Below are 16867 nucleotides of genomic sequence, written 5' to 3' on the forward strand. Positions count from 1 at the left end.
GATCGAGGTGTCTCGAAGCGATCAGGACTTCGCTGCGCGCATGGTGCATCTTTTTTATTTACTAGTATGCAAGTATGCAATACAGGACAGGCAGGGAGAAGAATCATGTCCATGCAACCGAATATCGACTTCACGCTTTCGACCGCGCCGCAGGTCTATGAGTGGTTGCGGGACGCGATCCTGCGCGGCGAACTGCCGCCCGGCTCGCGCCTGAGCGAGACCGAGATCGCCAACCAGGTCGGCGTCAGCCGCCAGCCGGTGCGCGAGGCGTTCATCCGCCTGACATCGGACGGGCTGGCAGAGGTCAGGCCCCAGCGCGGCACCTATATCCGACGCATCTCGGTCTCGGCGGTGCTGTCGGCACGGCTGATCCGCGAGGCGGTCGAAAGCGACCTGATCCGCATGCTGGCCGAACAGGCCGACGACAGGCTGCTTGCCCGCCTCGACCAGGAGATCGAGGAACAAAGCGTCGCCGTGGCACGCAACGATGCCGAAACCTTCGTGCGGCTGGACGACCGCTTCCACCGCCTGCTGGCCGTGGCCGCCGGGCAGGAGGCGGTCTGGGAGGTGCTGGAGGGGCTGAAGTCGCAGATGAACCGCCTGCGCTATATCACCGCGCGCACCTTCGACATCCAGAAGCTGATCGGCCAGCACGCCGAGATCGTCGAGGGCCTGCGCAACCACGACCCGGCCCTGGCCGAACAGGCCATGCGCCGCCACCTGCGCGAATTGCTCAACGACCTGCCCGAGATCTCGCGCAGCCGTCCCGAACTTTTCATACCCTGACCCGCATCATCCCGGAGGAGAACGATGATCACCCTGAACCGTCGCCGCTTTGCGGCGCTGGCCGTGGCATGCCTGACCGCCGCTTCCGCCATGGGCGCCTCGGCCGCCGAACTGACGCTGAAGCTGGGCCATCTCGCGAACGAGCAGAACTCCTGGCACAAGGCGTCGCTGAAATTCGCCGAAGAGCTTGACCGCCTGACCGAAGGCCGCATCGCCGTCGAGGTCTTTCCCAACGACTCGCTGGGCCGCGAGATGGACCTGATCAACGGCATGCAGCTGGGCACGGTCGAAATGACCATCACCGGCGAAAGCCTGCAGAACTGGGCGCCGATGGCGGCTTTGCTGGCCATTCCCTATGCCTATCAGTCGCTTGAGCACATGGACGAGGTTGCCGGCGGCGAGATCGGCAAGGAAATCGAGGCGCAGATCGTCGAGCGCGCGCAGGTTCGCCCCATCGCCTATTTCGCCCGCGGCCCGCGCAACCTGACCGCGAACCACCCCATCACCACGCCGGCGGAACTGAACCGGATGCGGCTGCGCGTGCCCAATGTGCCGCTGTTCGTCGACACCTGGACCGCGCTTGGTGCCCAGCCGACGCCGATGGCTTTCTCGGAGGTCTTCACCTCGCTGCAGAACGGCACCATCGGCGGGCAGGAAAACCCGCTGGCGCTGATCCAAGCCGCCTCGCTGAACGAGGTGCAAAGCCATGTGAACCAGACCGAGCATGTGCGCTCCTGGATCTACCTGACCATCGCCGAGCAGGTCTGGCAGCGTCTGCCCCCGGAGGATCAGGCCCATGTGCTGGAAGCCGCCCGCATCGCGCAGGAGTTCGAGCGCGAGCAGTTCCTGCAAGACGAGGACGCCATCCGCGCCGATCTGGAGGCCAAGGGCATGACCTTCGTCGAGGTCGACCAGAAAGCCTTTGCCGACGGCTCGCGCGATGCGGTGATCAAAAGCGTCGATGACAGCATCCGGCCCGTCGTCGAGGAATTGTTCAACCATTGATCGGAACCGGGCGATCGCCGCTGCGCCCTTTCCGCGCACGGCGATCGCCCCCAAGGGTTTGAAACGGATGAGAAACCTGGCACTCTTGCAACGCGGCATCGCGGCAGCCAGCCGGTTGGCGGTGGGCGTCGCCTTCTTCGCGCTGATCGCGGTGGTCACGCTTCAGATCGCCACCCGGACCTTCGGCCTGCCCTCGCCGGTCTGGACCGAGGAACTGTCGCGCTATCTGCTGCTCTACATGACCGCCTTCGGCATCGGCCTGTCGCTGATGACGGGCGAGTTGGTGAACGTCGACCTGGTGCAGGAAACCGTCTCGGAAGCCCGCGCCTGGTGGATGCGGCTGATCGCGGCGATCTGCACGGCGGCGCTTGGCGCGGTGATGATCTGGCCGGCCTGGAAATTCACCCAGATCGGCGCCTTCCAGCGTTCGCCCAGCCTGCGCTGGCCGATGGACATCATCCACGCCTCGGTGCTGGTGCTGTCCGTCCTGCTTTCCCTGTTCGCCCTGCTGCGGGTGATCGGCATGATCGCCGGCACCGACGACGGGCGCCCCCATCTTGCCGAGGAGGAATGACCCCTTGGATCTTTTCCTGCTTCTGACCACCTTTTTCGTGACCCTGGCGCTTGGCGTGCCGGTCGCGGTCTGCCTTGGGCTTTCGTCGCTGGCCTATATCCTGTCGGCGGGGCTGCCGGTCGTCATCATCCCGCAGCGCATGTATGCGGGCATGGACGTCTTTGTCCTGCTGTGCATCCCCGGCTTCATCCTGGCCGGCAACCTGATGAACTTCGGCGGCATCACCGAGCGTATCATCCGCCTGGCCAACGCCATGGTGGGCTGGATGCGCGGCGGGCTGGCCATGGCGAACGTCGCGGATTCGATGATGTTCGGCGGCGTCTCGGGCACGGCGGTCGCCGATGTCGCGGCGACCGGCGGCGTGATGATCCCCGGCATGAAGAAATCCGGCTATCCCGGCGATTTCGCCGCCGCGATCACCGCCGCCTCGGCCACCGTGGGGCCGATGCTGCCGCCCAGCGTGCCGATGATCATCGTGGGCGCGCTGTCGGGGATCTCGGTCGGCCAGCTGTTCCTGGCCGGTGCGGTGCCGGGCGTGCTGATGGGCATCGGCATGGCGATCACCTGCTATATCCTGGCCGTGCGCCGCAACTATCCGCGCCAGCAATGGCAGGGCTTCGGCGAGCTGATCGCGGCCTTCCTCGCCGCCTTCTGGGCGCTGGCCATGACCGGGCTGATCATCGGCGGCCTGCTGACCGGCATCGCCACCCCGACCGAGACCGCCATCGTCGCCTGCCTTTACGCCTTTGTCGTCGGCGCCTTCGTCTATCGCGAGCTGCCGATCCGCGCGGTGCCGCGCATCGTCGTCAACAGCGCGATCTCCTCGGCCGGCATCCTGGCGCTGGTCGGTTTCGCCAACGTCTTCGGCTCGATCCTGGCATCCGAGCGCATCCCGCAGATGCTGGTCAGCACCGTGCTGGCGATCACCGACAACCCGATCCTGGTGATCCTGCTGATCAACGTGCTGCTGTTGTGCGTCGGCATGTTCATGGAAACCATCGCCGCGCTGATCATCCTGTTCGTGCCGCTGCTGGGGCTGGCGACCAGCGTCGGCATCGAGCCGCTGCATTTCGCCACCTTCGCGGTCCTGAACCTGATGATCGGCCTGACCACGCCGCCGGTCGGGGTCTGCCTGTTCGTCGCCTGCAACATCGCGCGCGAACCGCTGGCCAAGGTGATCAGCGCGGTCATCCCCTTCCTGATCTCGAACATCGTCGTGCTGCTGCTGGTATCCTACTACCCGCCCTTTGCCACCTGGCTGCCGACGACGCTGATGGGGAACTGACATGACACAGGACATCGCCTGCCGCCTGCACGCGGCCCACGACCTGCGGATCGAGCCCCTGCCCGATCCGCAACCCACCGAGGGCGCCGCCCTGGTCCGCGTGTTGCGGGGCGGCATCTGCGGCTCGGATCTGCATTACTACCACGACGGCGGCTTCGGCCCGGTCCGGGTACGCGAGCCCATCGTGCTGGGCCACGAAGCTGCCGGCGTGGTCGAGGCTGCGCCGGAGAGGTCCGGCCTGGTTCCGGGCCAACTGGTCGCCCTGTCGCCCTCGCGCCCCTGCGGCGAATGCGAATATTGCCGCGCGGGGCAGGAACGGCATTGCCTGGCCATGCGCTTCAACGGCTCGGCCATGCGCTTCCCGCATGAGAACGGCTTCTTCCGCAATCGGCTGTATCACCCCGTCGAGCAATGCCTGCCGCTGCCCGAGGGGGCAAGCGCCCAGGCCGCCGCCGGGGCCGAGCCGCTGGCGGTCTGCCTGCACGCGCTGAGCATGGCGCCCGACCTTGCCGGCCAGCGGGTGCTGATCACCGGCGCCGGTCCCATCGGCGCGATCTGCACCGCGCTGGCCCGCCTGCGCGGCGCGGCCGAGGTCGTGGTGACGGATGTGCAGGATTTCACGCTGGAGATCGCCCGCCGCATAGGCGCCGACCGGGCGGTGAACGTGGCCCAGCAACCCGACGCCCTGGCCGATCTGGCCGAGGGCAAGGGCCGCATCGACGTGGTCCTGGAATGCTCGGCCAATCCCCATGCCATCGCGCAGGCCATCGGCGTGACGCGGCCGCAGGGCACCGTGGTGCAGATCGGCGTCGGCGGCACCCTGCCCCTGCCGCTGAACCTGATCGTCGCCAAGGAGCTGCGCCTTGTCGGCACCCACCGCTTCGACAGCGAGTTCGCGCAGGCCGTGCACATGATCGGCGCGGGCGAGATCGACCTGTCGCCCATGGTCACGCAAGTCCTGCCCGCGGCCGAGGCGCAGCGCGCCTTCGACCTTGCTGGCGACCGGGCGCAGGCGGTCAAGGTGCAGCTGGACTTCGGGGCCTGAATCCATGCCGGTGATCACCGAGATCGAGGATCTGCGCCGCCTGTACCGGCGGCGTGTCCCGCGTATGTTCTATGACTACGTCGATGTCGGCGCCTGGACCGGCGGCACCTATCGCGCCAACCGCGCCGATTTCGAGCGCATCCTGTTCCGCCAGCGCGTCGCCCGGAACATCGAGGCCCGCACCCTTGCCACCACCATGCTCGGCCAGCCGGTCTCGATGCCCCTGGCCTTGGCTCCGGTGGGCCTTTTGGGAATGCAGCACCCGGACGGCGAGATCCATGCCGCCCGCGCCGCGCAGGCCGCCGGCGTTCCCTTCACGCTGTCGACCATGTCGATGTGCTCGCTCGAGGATATCGCGCAGGCGACGGGGGCACCGTTCTGGTTCCAGCTCTACACCCTGCGGGACGAGGAGTTCCTGGAGGATATCCTGGATCGCGCCCGCCGCGCCGGGGTGACGGCGCTGGTGCTGACGCTGGACCTGACCATCCAGGGCCAGCGCCACAAGGATCTGAAGAACCGCATGACCGCGCCGCCGCGCCTGACGCTGCCCAACCTGATCGACATCGCGCTGCATCCCCGCTGGGCGCTGGGGATGCTGGGCACGCGCCGGCGCAGCTTCGGCAATATCGTCGGCCATGCCCGCGGCGTCGAAAGCCTGGGCGACCTGATGGACTGGACCGCGCGCCAGTTCGACCAGCGGCTGGACTGGGGCCGGGTCGAGCAGATCATCCGCAAATGGGGCGGGCCGGTGATCCTGAAGGGCATCAACGACCCCGAGGACGCGCAGCGCGCGCTGGATACCGGCTGCGACGCGATCCTGGTCTCGAACCATGGCGGGCGGCAGCTGGACGGCGCGCCCTCGACCATCCGCGCGCTGCCGGCGATCCGCCGGGCGGTCGGGCCGGACTTTCCGCTTTATCTCGACAGCGGCATCCAGTCGGGACAGGAGGCGCTGAAGGCCATCGCCAGCGGCGCGAACGGCGTCTTTGTCGGCCGCGCCTTCACCTATGGGCTGGGCGCCATGGGACAAAGAGGCGTCGAGGCGGCGCTGGCCATCCTGCGCCGCGAAATGGACATCACCATGGCGCTGTGCGGCGTCAACGACATCAAGGATTTCGGTCCCGGCTGCCTGTGGCCGGACGACCGCGGCAATGCCGCCTGAAGAACAAGGAAAACGTGAATGCGACATACCTGGCGCTGGTTCGGCCCCAAGGATCGGGTCTCGATCGACGACATGCTGCAAGCGGGGGTCCAGGGTGTGGTGACCGCCCTGCACCACGTCCCGACCGGGACCGTCTGGTCCCCCGCGGAGATCGCCCGCCGGCAGGCCGATCTGGCGGCGATGACCGACGGCGCGCCCTCGGGCCTGAAATGGGAAGTGGTCGAAAGCCTGCCGGTCAGCGAGGCGATCAAGACGCAGACCGGCGACTGGCGGGCGCATGTCGCAAACTGGATCACCTCTATGCGGAACCTGAAGGACGCGGGGATCGAGGTGATCTGCTACAACTTCATGCCGGTGCTGGACTGGACCCGCACCGACCTGGCCTGGCGGCGGCCGACCGGCGCGCGCTGCATGCGCTTCGACTTCACCGATTTCGCCGCCTTCGACATCCATATCCTCCAGCGCAAGGGCGCGGCCGAGGATTTCCCAGACGAGATCCGCGAGGAAGCTGCCCGCCGCTTTGCCCAGATGGACGAGGCCCGGCGCGAGCAGCTGGCCGGCAACGTGGTCTTCGGCTTGCCCGGCGCGGCCGAGCACTTCACCCTTGAGGACGTGCGGGCGCTGCTGGAAAGCTATGCTCCGGTGACGGACGCGGTGCTGCGCCGGCATTTCCACGACTTCCTGGAACAGGTCGTCCCCGTCGCGCAGGAGATCGGGGTGCGGCTGTGCTGCCATCCCGACGACCCGCCCTTCGGCCTGCTGGGCCTGCCGCGCGTCATGTCCACCGAGGCGGATTACGCCGAACGCGTGGCCGCCGTGGACCTGCCGGCGAACGGCATCACGCTTTGCTCGGGCTCGCTGGGAGCGCGGCCGGACAACGACCTGCCGGGCATGATGGAGCGGCTGGGCGACCGGGTGCATTTCCTGCACCTGCGCAACGTGCGCCGCGACACCGATGCGATCCGGGGCTCGTTCTTCGAGGATGAGCATCTGGGCGGCCAGACCGACATGGTGGCGCTGATCGCCGCCGTCCTGCGCGAAGAGGCCCGCCGCCGCGAAGCCGGCCGCGCCGATGCGGTGATTCCGATGCGCCCCGACCACGGGCAGGACATCCTGGACGACATCGGCCGCGGCGGCCAGCCGGGCTATCCCGCCATCGGCCGGCTCAAGGGTCTGGCCGAGCTGCGCGGGGTAGAGCTGGCGCTGAGCCACGGGGCGCGGCCATGATGAGCCCGCGCCTGACCGGGCTGGCCGACCTGCCGCCCGGTGTCGAGCGGCCGCGCTATGACCGCGCGGCGCTTGGCATCGGCATCCTGCATCTGGGTCTGGGCGCCTTCCACCGCGCGCATCAGGCAGTCCATACCGACGACGCGCTGGCGGCCGAGGGCGGTGACTGGCGCATCCTCGGCGCCAACCTGCGCAGCCGCGACATTCCCGAGGCGCTGAACGCGCAAAACGGGCTGTTCACCGTGCTGGAACGCTCGGTCAGCGACCGGGCGCGGGTGATCGGCGCGCATGGCCCGGCCATCGGCGGCGACGCGGCGGCGATCCTGCGCGCCGCCTGCGATCCGGCGATCCGCATCCTGTCGCTGACCGTCTCGGAAAAGGCTTACGGGATCGACCGCGCCGCCATGGATGCCGATCCGGCCCATCCGGCGGTGGCTGCCGACCTGGCGCAGCCGCAGGCGCCGCAGGGCGTGCTGGGCATCATCGTCGCCGCCCTGGCGGCGCGGCGCGAGGCCGAAGCCGCGCCCTTTGCCGTGCTCAGTTGCGACAACCTGCCCGACAACGGCGCGTTGCTGCGTGCGGGCGTGCTGGGCTTTGCCCGCCGCCGCGACCCCGGTCTGGCCGGCTGGATCGCCGATCATGTCGCCTTTCCGGCGACCATGGTGGACCGCATCACCCCGGCCACGACCGAGCGCACCCTGACCGATGTCGAGACGCTGACCGGCCATCGCGACCTGGCCGCCGTCGAGACCGAGCCCTTCAGCCAATGGGTGATCGAGGATCATTTCCCGCAGGGCCGCCCGACATGGGAGGCCGGCGGCGCGCTGTTCGTCCAGGACGTGCGCCCCCATGAGGCGATGAAGCTGCGCATGCTGAACGGCAGCCATTCGCTGATCGCCTATGCCGGGCAGATGCTGGACCTGCCCCATGTCCGCGACGCCATGGCCGACCCGGCGCTGACCGCGCTGGTCCGCCGCCACATGCAAGCGGCGGGCGCGACCCTGCCGCGAGGCGCCGGGCTCGATCCCGAAGCCTATGCCGCGGCGCTGCTGGCGCGCTTTGCCAACCCGGCCATCGCCCACCAGACCCGCCAGATCGCCATGGACGGCACCGAAAAGCTGCCGCAGCGCTGGTTCGCCCCCGCAGCCGAGGCGCTGCAAGCCGACGGCGACGCCCGGCCTTTTGCCTTCGCCACCGCGATCTGGCTGGCCTGGCTGGCGACGCAGGAACAGGCCCCGGACGATCCGCGCGGCCCGGCGCTGCTGGACCTGGCCCGCAAGGCAGGCGAGGACGACGATACCCTGACCCGCTCGGTCCTGGCGCTGCCGGGACTGGCGCCGCCGGAACTGGCCGGCAATGCGGCCTTCACCCAGGCGGTGCGTCGGATCCTCACCCATATCCGCCGCGACGGGCTGCGCGCGGCCATGGCGACGGAGCTTGCATCGTGACCGGCAAGGCGATCCTTTCCATCGGCGAGGCGATGGTCGAGCTGTCGCCCTCGGGCCAGGACGGGCTGTGGCGGCTGGGCATCGCCGGCGACACGCTGAACACCGCCTGGTATCTGCGCCGCCTGCTGCCGGCCGATTGGCGCATCGCCTATTGCAGCCGCGTGGGCACCGGCGAGTTCTCGCAGCAGATGGTCGATTTCCTGACCGCCGAGGGGATCGACGCCACCCATGTCGGTCGCGACCCAAGCCGCGAGATCGCGATCTATGCCATCTCGCTGAAGGATGGCGAGCGCAGCTTCAGCTATTGGCGCGACACCTCGGCGGCCAAGGGGCTGGCCGACGATCCGACCGCGCTGGCCGCGGCGCTGGCGGGCGTGGGCATCGCCTATTTCTCGGGCATCACCCTGGGCATCCTGCCCCAGGCCGGCCGCACCGCACTGATCGCGGCGCTGAAAGCCGCCCGTGCGGCGGGCACGCAAGTGGTCTTCGACCCCAACCTGCGGCCCAAGCTGTGGCCGGACATCCCCACCATGCGCCGCGAGATCGAGGCAGCGGCGGCCATCGCCGATCTGGTCCTGCCCAGCTTCGACGACGAACGCGGCTTTTTCGGCGATGCCGATCCGCAGGCGACGGTGGCGCGCTATCTGGCGCGCGGGGCCGGGCAGGTCGTGGTCAAGGCGGGCGGCGACGCGATCCGTTATGGCGGGCGCGAAGGCGAGGGGCTGGTCGAGGGGCTGACGCGCGAGGTGCCGGTGGACACCACCTCGGCCGGCGACAGCTTCAATGCAGGCTATCTGGCGGCGCGGCTGGCGGGGGCAGACATCCCGGCCGCCATCCGCCGGGCGCATGACCTCAGCCGCGTGGTGATCCGCCATCGCGGCGCATTGGTGCGCGAGGCCGTCGCGCGGGGCTGACCCGCGCGCACATTACCGGCCGGGCTATGGCGGGCAAAGCCGCCGCCGCGCGCCCCTGCGGGCTCGACTCCATGCCGAAAATCGTGTATCAATCGATTGATTGATTGCTTGGCATGATCGGCATGGACCCACACCCGACCCGTATTTCCCTGATCCAGGCCGCCATGCAGCAGTTCGGGCGCGGCGGGTTCGAGGCTGCCTCGACGCGGGCCATCGCCGCGCAGGCGGGCACCAATATCTCTTCGATCGCCTATCACTTCGGCGGCAAGGACGGGCTGCGCATCGCCTGCGCCGATGCCGTGGCCGAGCGGATCGCACAGGTCGCCCGGCCCCTGCCCGGCTTGCAGGACCGACCGGACCCCCTCCACGCCCGGCTGGTCCTGCGGCGGCTGGTGCGCCGTATCGTCACCTTCATGATCGTCAGCCCCGGAGCCAGCGATGCCGTGGCCTTTGTCCTGCGCGAGCTGGCCCAGCCGGACAGCCCGGTGCTGGACCGGCTTTACACGACGCTGGTCGAGCCGCGACACCGCGCCCTTTGCGCGCTGTGGTCCGCTGCGACCGGCGAGCCGGCGGAATCCGAGGATGTGAAGCTGGCCGTCTTTTCACTGGTCGGCCAGGCGGTCTATTTCCGCGTCGCCGCGCCCATCGTCCGGCGCCGGATGGGCTGGCGGCATTATGCGCGGGCCGAGGCGCGGGCGATCACGCGGCGGATGCTGACCAACCTGGACCGGATGATCGGGGGCGGGGATGGCTGATTTCCTGTGCTCGCTGGCCTTTCTTGCGGCGCTGTTTCCGCAATGCGGTCCGCCCGCGCCGCTGGGCACCGGCTATGCCGAGGGCGATTATGTCCAGATCGCCCCGCTGGCGACGGCGCGGATCGAGGCGCTGGCCGTGCGGCAAGGCGACCGCATCGAGGCCGGCCAAGCGGTGGCAATTCTGGAAACCCGCGATGCCGAACTGGCGCTGGCCGCGGCCGAGGCCGCCCATGCCCGCGCCGCCAGCACCTTGGCCGACCTGGAAAAAGGCGGGCGGGCACCCGAGATCGCGGCCATCGAGGCGACCCTTGCCTCGGCCCGCGCCAATGCCGAGCGCACGGCGCGCGAGGCAGCGCGGCAGGAGCGGCTGCTGGCCCAGCGCGTCAGCTCGCCCGCGCAACTGGACGACGCCCGCGCCGCCGCCGACATGGCCGAGGCGGCGGTGCGCGAGGCCGAGGCGCGGCTGGCCGTCGCCCGCCTGCCCGCCCGCCCCGATGCCATCGCCGCTGCCCGCGCTGCATTGGCGCAAGCCCAGGCCAACCGGCAGGCGATGGAATGGCAGCTCCAGCAGCGCCGGCTGACCGCCCCCGCGCCCGGCATCGTCACCGACATCCTGCGGCATCGGGGCGAGCTTGCCGGCCCCTCGGCCCCGGTCCTGACCTATCTGCCGGACGGTGCGGTCAAGCTGTGCTTCTTCATAGCCGAGGCCGATCTGGCCGCGCTTGCCCTGGGAACCAGGCTGACGGTCGGCTGCGACGGCTGCGCACCGACCAGCGCCACGGTCTCCTTCATCGCCGACGAGGCCGAGTTCACCCCGCCGGTCCTCTATGCCCGCGACGCGCGGCAAAAGCTGGTCTATCTGGTCGAGGCCCGCCCCGAACCCGGCAGCACGCTGAAGCCCGGCCAGATCGTCGATGTCTGGAAGGCGCCATGACCGGGGCGACGGCCATCGACGTGTCCGGGCTGACGAAATCCTTCGGCGGCAGGACGGTCGTCGACGACGTCGCGCTGCGGGTGGCCGGGGGCGAGATCGCCGGGTTCCTTGGCCCGAACGGATCGGGCAAGACCACCTGCATCCGCATGATCTGCGGCTTGCTGACGCCCGATGCAGGCAGCGGCACCGTGCTGGGCCTCGACGTGCGCCGCCAGCAGCGCCAGATCCGGCGGCAGGTCGGCTACATGACGCAGAAATTCTCGTTCTACGAGGATCTGTCCATCGAGGAGAACCTGGCTTTCGTCGCCGGGCTCTATGGCCTGCCGCGGCAGGCCGTGCGCGACACGCTGGAGGATCTGGGCCTGACCTCGCGCAGGACGCAGCTTGCCGGCAGCCTGTCGGGCGGCTGGAAGCAGCGGCTGGCGCTGGCGGCCTGCATCATGCACCAGCCGCGCCTTCTGCTGCTGGACGAGCCGACGGCCGGCGTCGATCCCAAGGCCCGGCGCCAGTTCTGGGACGAGATCCACGCCCGCGCATTGGGCGGCATGACCGTTCTGGTCTCGACCCATTACATGGACGAGGCCGAGCGCTGCCACCGCATCAACTACATCGCCTATGGCCGGCTGGTCGTCTCGGGCACCGTGGCCGAGGTGATCGCGGGCGCGCGGCTGGTCACGCTGACCGTGCAGTCGGCGCGACCGGGCGAGCTGGCCGAGCGCCTGCGCAAGGCGCCGGGCGTCGGGCAGGTCGAGCCCTTCGGCACTGCGCTGCATGTGACCGGGACCGACCGCACCCGGCTGGAGGCCGCGCTGGAGGCCGAGGGCGTGACCGGCCACCCGGTCGAGACCAGCCTGGAGGACGTGTTCATCCGGTTGATGGAGCTTTCCGAGGACAACATGCGATGAGCTTTTCCCCGACACGGCTGCGGGCGCTGTTGCGCAAGGAGTTCATCCAGATGCGCCGCGACCGCGTGACCTTCGCCATGATGCTGGGCGTGCCGATCATGCAGCTTTTGCTGTTCGGCTATGCGATCAACAGCGACCCTCGGGACATGCCCACGGCGCTGGTCGCGCCGGTGCAGGACCGTTTCAGCCGCAGCATTGCCGCGGCGCTGGAAAACAGCGGCTATTATCGCATTACCCATCCCGCGGCGGGCATCGCGGAGGCCGAGCGGCTGATCACCCGGGGCGAGGTCTCCTTTGTCGTGACGGTGCCCGCCGATTTCGGCCGGCGCATGCAGCAGGGCGACCGGCCGCAGATCCTGGTCGAGGCGGACGGCTCGGACCCCTCGGCGACCAGCGGCGCCATCGCCGCGCTGGCCCGGCTCGCCGACGGCGCCTTTCGCCGCGACCTGCCGGCCGAGCCTGCATCCGGCACGCCCGAAATCGTCACCCATCGCCGCTACAATCCCGAGGGCATCACGCAATACAACATCGTCCCCGGCCTTCTGGGGGTGATCCTGCAAATGACCATGGTGATGATGACCGCCATGGCCCTGACCCGCGAGATCGAACGCGGCACCATGGAGAACCTGCTGGCCATGCCCGCCACCCCGGCCGAGATCATGATCGGCAAGATCACCCCGTTCCTGACCGTAGGGGCGGTGCAGGTCCTCGTGATCCTGGGCGCGGCATGGGCGATCTTCGACGTGCCTTTCGTCGGCTCGCTGGGGCTGCTGCTGGCGGGGGTGATGGTCTTCGTGCTGGCGCTGGTGCTGCTGGGCTATCTGATCTCGACCGCGGCCCGCACGCAGATGCAGGCGATGCAGATCGCGATCTTCGTCTTTCTGCCCTCGGTGCTGCTGTCGGGCTTCATGTTCCCGTTCCGGGGCATGCCGGGCTGGGCGCAGGCCATCGGCGAGGTGCTGCCGGTGACGCATCTGCTGCGACTGGTGCGCGCCGTCATGCTGAAGGGCGCGGGCTTTGCCGATGTCGTCCCGCAATTCGCGGCACTGTCGGTCATGGTGGCGGTGCTGGGCGCACTGGCCCTGCTGCGATTCCGCCGGACGCTGGACTGAGCGCGCCTGTCAGGCAAGCCGCATCACCGCATCCGCCAGCCGCAGCAGCATCCGGTCGCGATACCAAGGCGCGCAAAGCTGCAAGGCGACCGGCAAGCCGGCCCGGGTCCGCCCCCAGGGCAGCGAGATCGCGGGATGGCCGGTCAGGTTCTGCGGATAGGTGAACGGATACCACGCGCCGCGGATGGTGCCGGCGGGCTGGCCGTCGATCTCGATCTCGCCCATCGGGTCATAGCCCAGGGCCAGCGGCGGCGCGGTCAGCACCGGCGAGACCAAGAGGTCGAACCGCGTGAAATGCGCCTGCATCATCTGGAAAAGCCGCGTCCGCGCCGCCGAGGCCTCGGCCAGGTCCACCGCCGAATAGCCCTGCCCCAGCCGCGCCGTCTGGACCAGCGAAGGCGCGACCAGATCCTCGCGGCCGGCAAAGGCGGGGGCGGCGCGGGCGGCCAGGCCCACGCGCAGCAGGGTCAGGAACACCGGCTCGAAGGATTTGAAATCCAGGTCGGCTTCTTCGACGATGGCGCCCTCGGCCTCGATGCGGCGCAGGGCGGCCTGGGTGATCTCGGCGGTCTCGCGCTCGACCCGGGCACCGGCGGTCGGGATCCAGCCGATACGCAGCCCCTTGAAGCCGCACCCGTCGTCGGGATGCAATTGCACGACCGCCTGGCCATAGGGGTCGCGGGGGTCCGGGCCGGCCATGGCCTCGAAAAACAGCGCCGCATCCGCCACGGTGCGCGCCATCGGCCCGGCAAAGGAATTGGCGGCGAACAGGTCGGGCAGCGCCAGATGCGGGATGACGCCCAGCGTCGGCTTCATGCCGACGATGCCGCAGCAGGCCGCGGGGATGCGGATCGAGCCGCCGCCATCGGTGCCGATGGAAAGCGGCCCCATGCCCGCCGCCACCGCCACGGCCGAACCGGAACTGGACGCCCCCGCCGTCACGCCGGGGTCGATGGGATTGAGCGTCAGCCCGGTCAGCGGCGAGCTGGCGGTCTGGGCATGGCCGAATTCCGGCGTCGTGGTCTTGCCGATCATGATGCCGCCGGCAACGCGGGCGCGGGCGACCGAGACCGCATCCTCGGCCGGCAGGTTGTCCGCGAACAGGCGCGAGCCCATGGTGGTGCGCACCCCGGCGGTGGCCAGCAGATCCTTGACCGAATAGGGCACGCCGTGCAGCGGCCCCAGCGCATCGCCGCGCATCACCGCGGCCTCGGCCGCCTGCGCCTCGGCCCGGGCCGCACCGGCGGCGACGGTGACGAAGGCATTGAGGTCGCTGCGCGCCTCGATCCGCTCCAGCGCCGCCTCGGTCGCCTCGACGGGGGAAATGGCGCGGCAGCGAATGGCATCGGCCAGCTCAACGGCGCTCAGGTCGGCGATTGCGGTCATCGCGGGCTCCTTTCAGATCATCCAGTGGCCGCCATCGACCAGCAGCGTCTGGCCGGTGACGAAACGCGCCTCGTCGCTGGCCAGGAAGGCGACGGCGGCGGCCACGTCCTCGACCGCGCCGACGAAGCCGACCGGGGTCTTGTCGATGATCGTCTGGATCACCTGCGCCGGCACCCGGTCATGCGCGGCGGTGCGGATGGCGCCGGGCGCCACCGCGTTCACCGTCACGCCATGCGGCGCCAGTTCGCGCGCCAGTCCGCGCGTCAGCCCGATCACCCCCATCTTGGCGGCGGCGTAATCGGCCAGCCCCGGCGCGCCGGTAAAGGCGGCAAGGCTGGACATGTTGACGATGCGCCCCGTGCCGCGTTCGCGCATCGCCGGCGCCACCAGCCGCGCCATGCGCATGGCACTGATGAGCGAGATTTCCAGCACGAAGCGCCAGACCTCCTCGCGCGAGTCGCAAAAGGGCGCGCTGCGCTCGCGTCCGCTTTGGCCCAGGTTGTTCACCAGCACGTCGACCGGACCGAGTTCGGACAGGAAACGGTCGTGGAAATCGCCAAGCGCGGCGGCATCCGTGCAGTCGCCCCGGGCCAGCAGCAGCCGCTCGCCCGCTTCGGCGCGCAAGGGCGCGATGTCTAGGTCCATGACCCCCACCCGCGCGCCCTCGGCCAGCATCCGGCGGGTGATGCCGCCGCCGATGCCCGAGGCGCCGCCGGTGACCAGCACGTTCTTGCCGCTGAATCGCATGCATCCCGTCATCACGACCTCAATGGAAGGTGCGGCCGCCATCGACCGCCAGGGCGACGCCGGTCACATAGGAGGACTCGCCGCTTGTCAGCCACAGGATCGCCGCCGCGATCTCGGCCGGATCGGCGATGCGGCGCAGGGCATAGCGGTCGCGCACCGCCTGCAACTGCGCCTCGACATCACCCGCCGGGTCGATCGAGCTGCGCAGCAGCGGCGTATCGACGGCGCCGGGGCAGACCACGTTCACGCGGATGCCGCTGTCCGCCAGTTCCAGCGCCAGCGATTTCGAGAACATCTGCAACCCCGCCTTGGAGGCCGCATAGCCGCTGCGCAGCCGCAAGGGCACCAGACCCGCACCCGAGGACAGGTTGACGATGGTCCCGCCGCCCGCCTGCCGCAGATGCGGCACCGCCGCCCGGCACAGCTTCATCGCTCCGGTCAGGTTCACCGCGATCAGCCGGTCCCAGTCCTCGTCGGTGATATCATCCAGCGCCGCGACCAGGTCGAGGCCGGCGCAATTGACCAGACCGTCCAGCCCGCCCAGCGTTCCGGCCAGCTCGGCCACCGCCGCCCCAAGCGCCGCACTGTCGGTAATGTCGGCCACCGTAGCCGGCGCCACCAGCCCATCCAGCGCCGCGGCATCGCGGTCGATGACGGCGACGCGGGCGCCCTCGGCCAGAAAGCGCGCGACGGTAGCACGGCCGATGCCCTGCGCACCGCCGGCAATCAGGATGCGGCGGCCTGTCAGCGCCCCGCTCATGCCCCGCCCCCCTCCAGACGCGGGCGCATGTCGGCGACCATCTCGTCGCAGCGACCCATCCAGACATCGCCCTTGTCCAGCGCGCGCTGGATCAGCTGCTCCAGCACCCACAGGCGCGAGGGCTGGCCGATGATCTGCGGATGCATGCCGACCATCATCATCCGCCGCTCGGCATGAAGCATGTCCAGCTCCAGCGTCCAGGCCTCCAGCAGCGCCGAGGGCGCCTGCATGGTCCGGCCCGGCAGCACGATGGAATATTGGAAGAAGGGCGCGTCATCCAGAACCCAGCGGAACGGCAGTTCGATCAGCCGCGTCCGCCGCCCCTCGACCTCGTGCAGATAGGGCGAGTCGTCGTCGAAGAAGTTCGAGGAATAGTCGAAGCCGTATTCCAGCATCAGCTGCATGGAGATGTCGCTGAGTTCGGCGGCGGGCGAGCGCCAGCCGCGCGGCGCCTGCCCGGTGGCGCGCTTGATCGCCTCAAACCCGCGCTCCATCTCCTCGCGCTCCTCGTCGTGGCTGAGGTTCAGGATCCAGCGATGCGAATAGCTGTGATGCGCGATCTCGTGCCCGCCTTGCAGGATGCGCTCGATCAGCGCCGGGCGCTGCTCCACGATCAGGCCGGGGATGAAGAAGGTGGTGCGCAGGCCGTAGCGGCGCAGCAGTTCCAGCACCCGGTCGGTGCCGACCTTCCAGCCATAGGCGCCTTGCGACATCAGGATCGGGCGCTTGGCATAGGCCGGGTCGCGCGCCGTCCACATCGTCTCGGCATCGAGGTCGAAGGTCAGAAACAGCGGAAAGCCCTTGCTGGTCAGATGCATGGCT

At 69.5% G+C, this 16867-nt stretch carries 17 protein-coding genes; 13 read left to right on the top strand and 4 right to left on the bottom strand.

Translation table 11 applies throughout. The annotated features are described in order from the left end of the window. Positions 1-105 precede the first annotated feature (105 nt). The 13 genes from QPR87_RS02010 to QPR87_RS02070 all read left to right on the top strand — a co-directional run bounded on the left by QPR87_RS02010 (position 106) and on the right by QPR87_RS02070 (position 13152). On the top strand, positions 106-786 hold the full coding sequence (locus QPR87_RS02010; protein WP_011751285.1) for a GntR family transcriptional regulator: 681 nt from the start codon (positions 106-108) through the stop codon (positions 784-786). 24 nt (positions 787-810) lie between these two features. Next, positions 811-1791, top strand: a complete 981-nt coding sequence (locus QPR87_RS02015) for a TRAP transporter substrate-binding protein (RefSeq protein WP_011751284.1) — start codon at positions 811-813, stop codon at positions 1789-1791. 67 nt (positions 1792-1858) lie between these two features. After that, on the top strand, positions 1859-2365 hold the full coding sequence (locus QPR87_RS02020) for a TRAP transporter small permease (RefSeq protein WP_231000697.1): 507 nt from the start codon (positions 1859-1861) through the stop codon (positions 2363-2365). Between the two features lie 4 nt (positions 2366-2369). Further along, positions 2370-3650 (top strand): TRAP transporter large permease, encoded by a 1281-nt coding sequence (locus QPR87_RS02025; protein ID WP_011751282.1) that lies wholly within the window; start codon positions 2370-2372, stop codon positions 3648-3650. A 1-nt stretch (position 3651) separates the two neighbouring features. Then, positions 3652-4695, top strand: coding sequence for an L-idonate 5-dehydrogenase (locus QPR87_RS02030; RefSeq protein ID WP_285048035.1), 1044 nt, complete (start codon positions 3652-3654; stop codon positions 4693-4695). 4 nt (positions 4696-4699) lie between these two features. Continuing rightward, positions 4700-5857, top strand: a complete 1158-nt coding sequence (locus QPR87_RS02035) for an alpha-hydroxy acid oxidase (protein WP_285048036.1) — start codon at positions 4700-4702, stop codon at positions 5855-5857. Between the two features lie 18 nt (positions 5858-5875). Next, positions 5876-7084, top strand: coding sequence for a mannonate dehydratase (gene uxuA, locus QPR87_RS02040; protein WP_285048037.1), 1209 nt, complete (start codon positions 5876-5878; stop codon positions 7082-7084). After that, a complete protein-coding gene (locus tag QPR87_RS02045) occupies positions 7084-8532 on the top strand; it encodes a mannitol dehydrogenase family protein (protein ID WP_285048069.1) in 1449 nt (482 codons plus the stop codon). The genes uxuA and QPR87_RS02045 overlap by 1 nt, the downstream gene beginning before the upstream one ends. Then, positions 8529-9446: a sugar kinase gene (locus QPR87_RS02050; protein ID WP_285048038.1), complete on the top strand. Its 918-nt coding sequence runs from the start codon at positions 8529-8531 to the stop codon at positions 9444-9446. Before QPR87_RS02045 ends, QPR87_RS02050 begins: the two co-directional genes overlap by 4 nt. A 122-nt stretch (positions 9447-9568) precedes the next feature. Next, positions 9569-10201 (top strand): CerR family C-terminal domain-containing protein, encoded by a 633-nt coding sequence (locus tag QPR87_RS02055; RefSeq protein ID WP_285048040.1) that lies wholly within the window; start codon positions 9569-9571, stop codon positions 10199-10201. Further along, positions 10194-11135 carry an HlyD family secretion protein gene (locus QPR87_RS02060; protein WP_285048041.1) on the top strand — a complete coding sequence of 314 codons (942 nt, stop codon included), beginning with the start codon at positions 10194-10196 and terminating at the stop codon, positions 11133-11135. The genes QPR87_RS02055 and QPR87_RS02060 overlap by 8 nt, the downstream gene beginning before the upstream one ends. Next, complete coding sequence (locus QPR87_RS02065) at positions 11132-12040, top strand: ABC transporter ATP-binding protein (RefSeq protein WP_104493465.1); 909 nt, start codon at positions 11132-11134, stop codon at positions 12038-12040. Before QPR87_RS02060 ends, QPR87_RS02065 begins: the two co-directional genes overlap by 4 nt. Continuing rightward, positions 12037-13152 carry an ABC transporter permease gene (locus tag QPR87_RS02070; protein WP_104493466.1) on the top strand — a complete coding sequence of 372 codons (1116 nt, stop codon included), beginning with the start codon at positions 12037-12039 and terminating at the stop codon, positions 13150-13152. Before QPR87_RS02065 ends, QPR87_RS02070 begins: the two co-directional genes overlap by 4 nt. Before the next feature lie 9 nt (positions 13153-13161). Here QPR87_RS02070 and QPR87_RS02075 read toward each other — a convergent pair whose 3' ends face one another. From QPR87_RS02075 to QPR87_RS02090, 4 genes are read right to left on the bottom strand one after another with little or no spacing between them, the layout of a single operon-like run. Further along, entirely contained in the window at positions 13162-14538 is a 1377-nt protein-coding gene (locus tag QPR87_RS02075; protein ID WP_285048044.1) for an amidase, read from the bottom strand. A gap of 12 nt (positions 14539-14550) precedes the next feature. Further along, a complete protein-coding gene (locus QPR87_RS02080) occupies positions 14551-15297 on the bottom strand; it encodes an SDR family NAD(P)-dependent oxidoreductase (protein ID WP_285048046.1) in 747 nt (248 codons plus the stop codon). Positions 15298-15304: 7 nt separating this feature from the next. Next, positions 15305-16045, bottom strand: a complete 741-nt coding sequence (locus QPR87_RS02085) for an SDR family NAD(P)-dependent oxidoreductase (protein WP_011751270.1) — start codon at positions 16043-16045, stop codon at positions 15305-15307. Then, positions 16042-16863, bottom strand: coding sequence for a polysaccharide deacetylase family protein (locus tag QPR87_RS02090; protein ID WP_011751269.1), 822 nt, complete (start codon positions 16861-16863; stop codon positions 16042-16044). The genes QPR87_RS02085 and QPR87_RS02090 overlap by 4 nt, the downstream gene beginning before the upstream one ends. Between the last annotated feature and the right edge of the window lie 4 nt (positions 16864-16867).

The organism is Paracoccus sp. SSJ, from assembly GCF_030234105.1.
Lineage (GTDB): Bacteria > Pseudomonadota > Alphaproteobacteria > Rhodobacterales > Rhodobacteraceae > Paracoccus > Paracoccus denitrificans.

Bases quoted from the DNA above. Each gene is read 5' to 3' on its own strand.
- QPR87_RS02060 (WP_285048041.1), top strand. From the start codon at position 10,194: ATGGCTGATTTCCTGTGCTCGCTGGCCTTTCTTGCGGCGCTGTTTCCG.
- QPR87_RS02020 (WP_231000697.1), top strand. From the start codon at position 1,859: ATGAGAAACCTGGCACTCTTGCAACGCGGCATCGCGGCAGCCAGCCGG.
- QPR87_RS02055 (WP_285048040.1), top strand. From the start codon at position 9,569: ATGGACCCACACCCGACCCGTATTTCCCTGATCCAGGCCGCCATGCAG.
- QPR87_RS02090 (WP_011751269.1), bottom strand. From the start codon at position 16,863: ATGCATCTGACCAGCAAGGGCTTTCCGCTGTTTCTGACCTTCGACCTC.
- QPR87_RS02085 (WP_011751270.1), bottom strand. From the start codon at position 16,045: ATGAGCGGGGCGCTGACAGGCCGCCGCATCCTGATTGCCGGCGGTGCG.
- QPR87_RS02045 (WP_285048069.1), top strand. From the start codon at position 7,084: ATGAGCCCGCGCCTGACCGGGCTGGCCGACCTGCCGCCCGGTGTCGAG.
- QPR87_RS02035 (WP_285048036.1), top strand. From the start codon at position 4,700: ATGCCGGTGATCACCGAGATCGAGGATCTGCGCCGCCTGTACCGGCGG.
- QPR87_RS02080 (WP_285048046.1), bottom strand. From the start codon at position 15,297: ATGACGGGATGCATGCGATTCAGCGGCAAGAACGTGCTGGTCACCGGC.
- uxuA (WP_285048037.1), top strand. From the start codon at position 5,876: ATGCGACATACCTGGCGCTGGTTCGGCCCCAAGGATCGGGTCTCGATC.
- QPR87_RS02075 (WP_285048044.1), bottom strand. From the start codon at position 14,538: ATGACCGCAATCGCCGACCTGAGCGCCGTTGAGCTGGCCGATGCCATT.
- QPR87_RS02010 (WP_011751285.1), top strand. From the start codon at position 106: ATGTCCATGCAACCGAATATCGACTTCACGCTTTCGACCGCGCCGCAG.
- QPR87_RS02015 (WP_011751284.1), top strand. From the start codon at position 811: ATGATCACCCTGAACCGTCGCCGCTTTGCGGCGCTGGCCGTGGCATGC.
- QPR87_RS02065 (WP_104493465.1), top strand. From the start codon at position 11,132: ATGACCGGGGCGACGGCCATCGACGTGTCCGGGCTGACGAAATCCTTC.
- QPR87_RS02070 (WP_104493466.1), top strand. From the start codon at position 12,037: ATGAGCTTTTCCCCGACACGGCTGCGGGCGCTGTTGCGCAAGGAGTTC.
- QPR87_RS02030 (WP_285048035.1), top strand. From the start codon at position 3,652: ATGACACAGGACATCGCCTGCCGCCTGCACGCGGCCCACGACCTGCGG.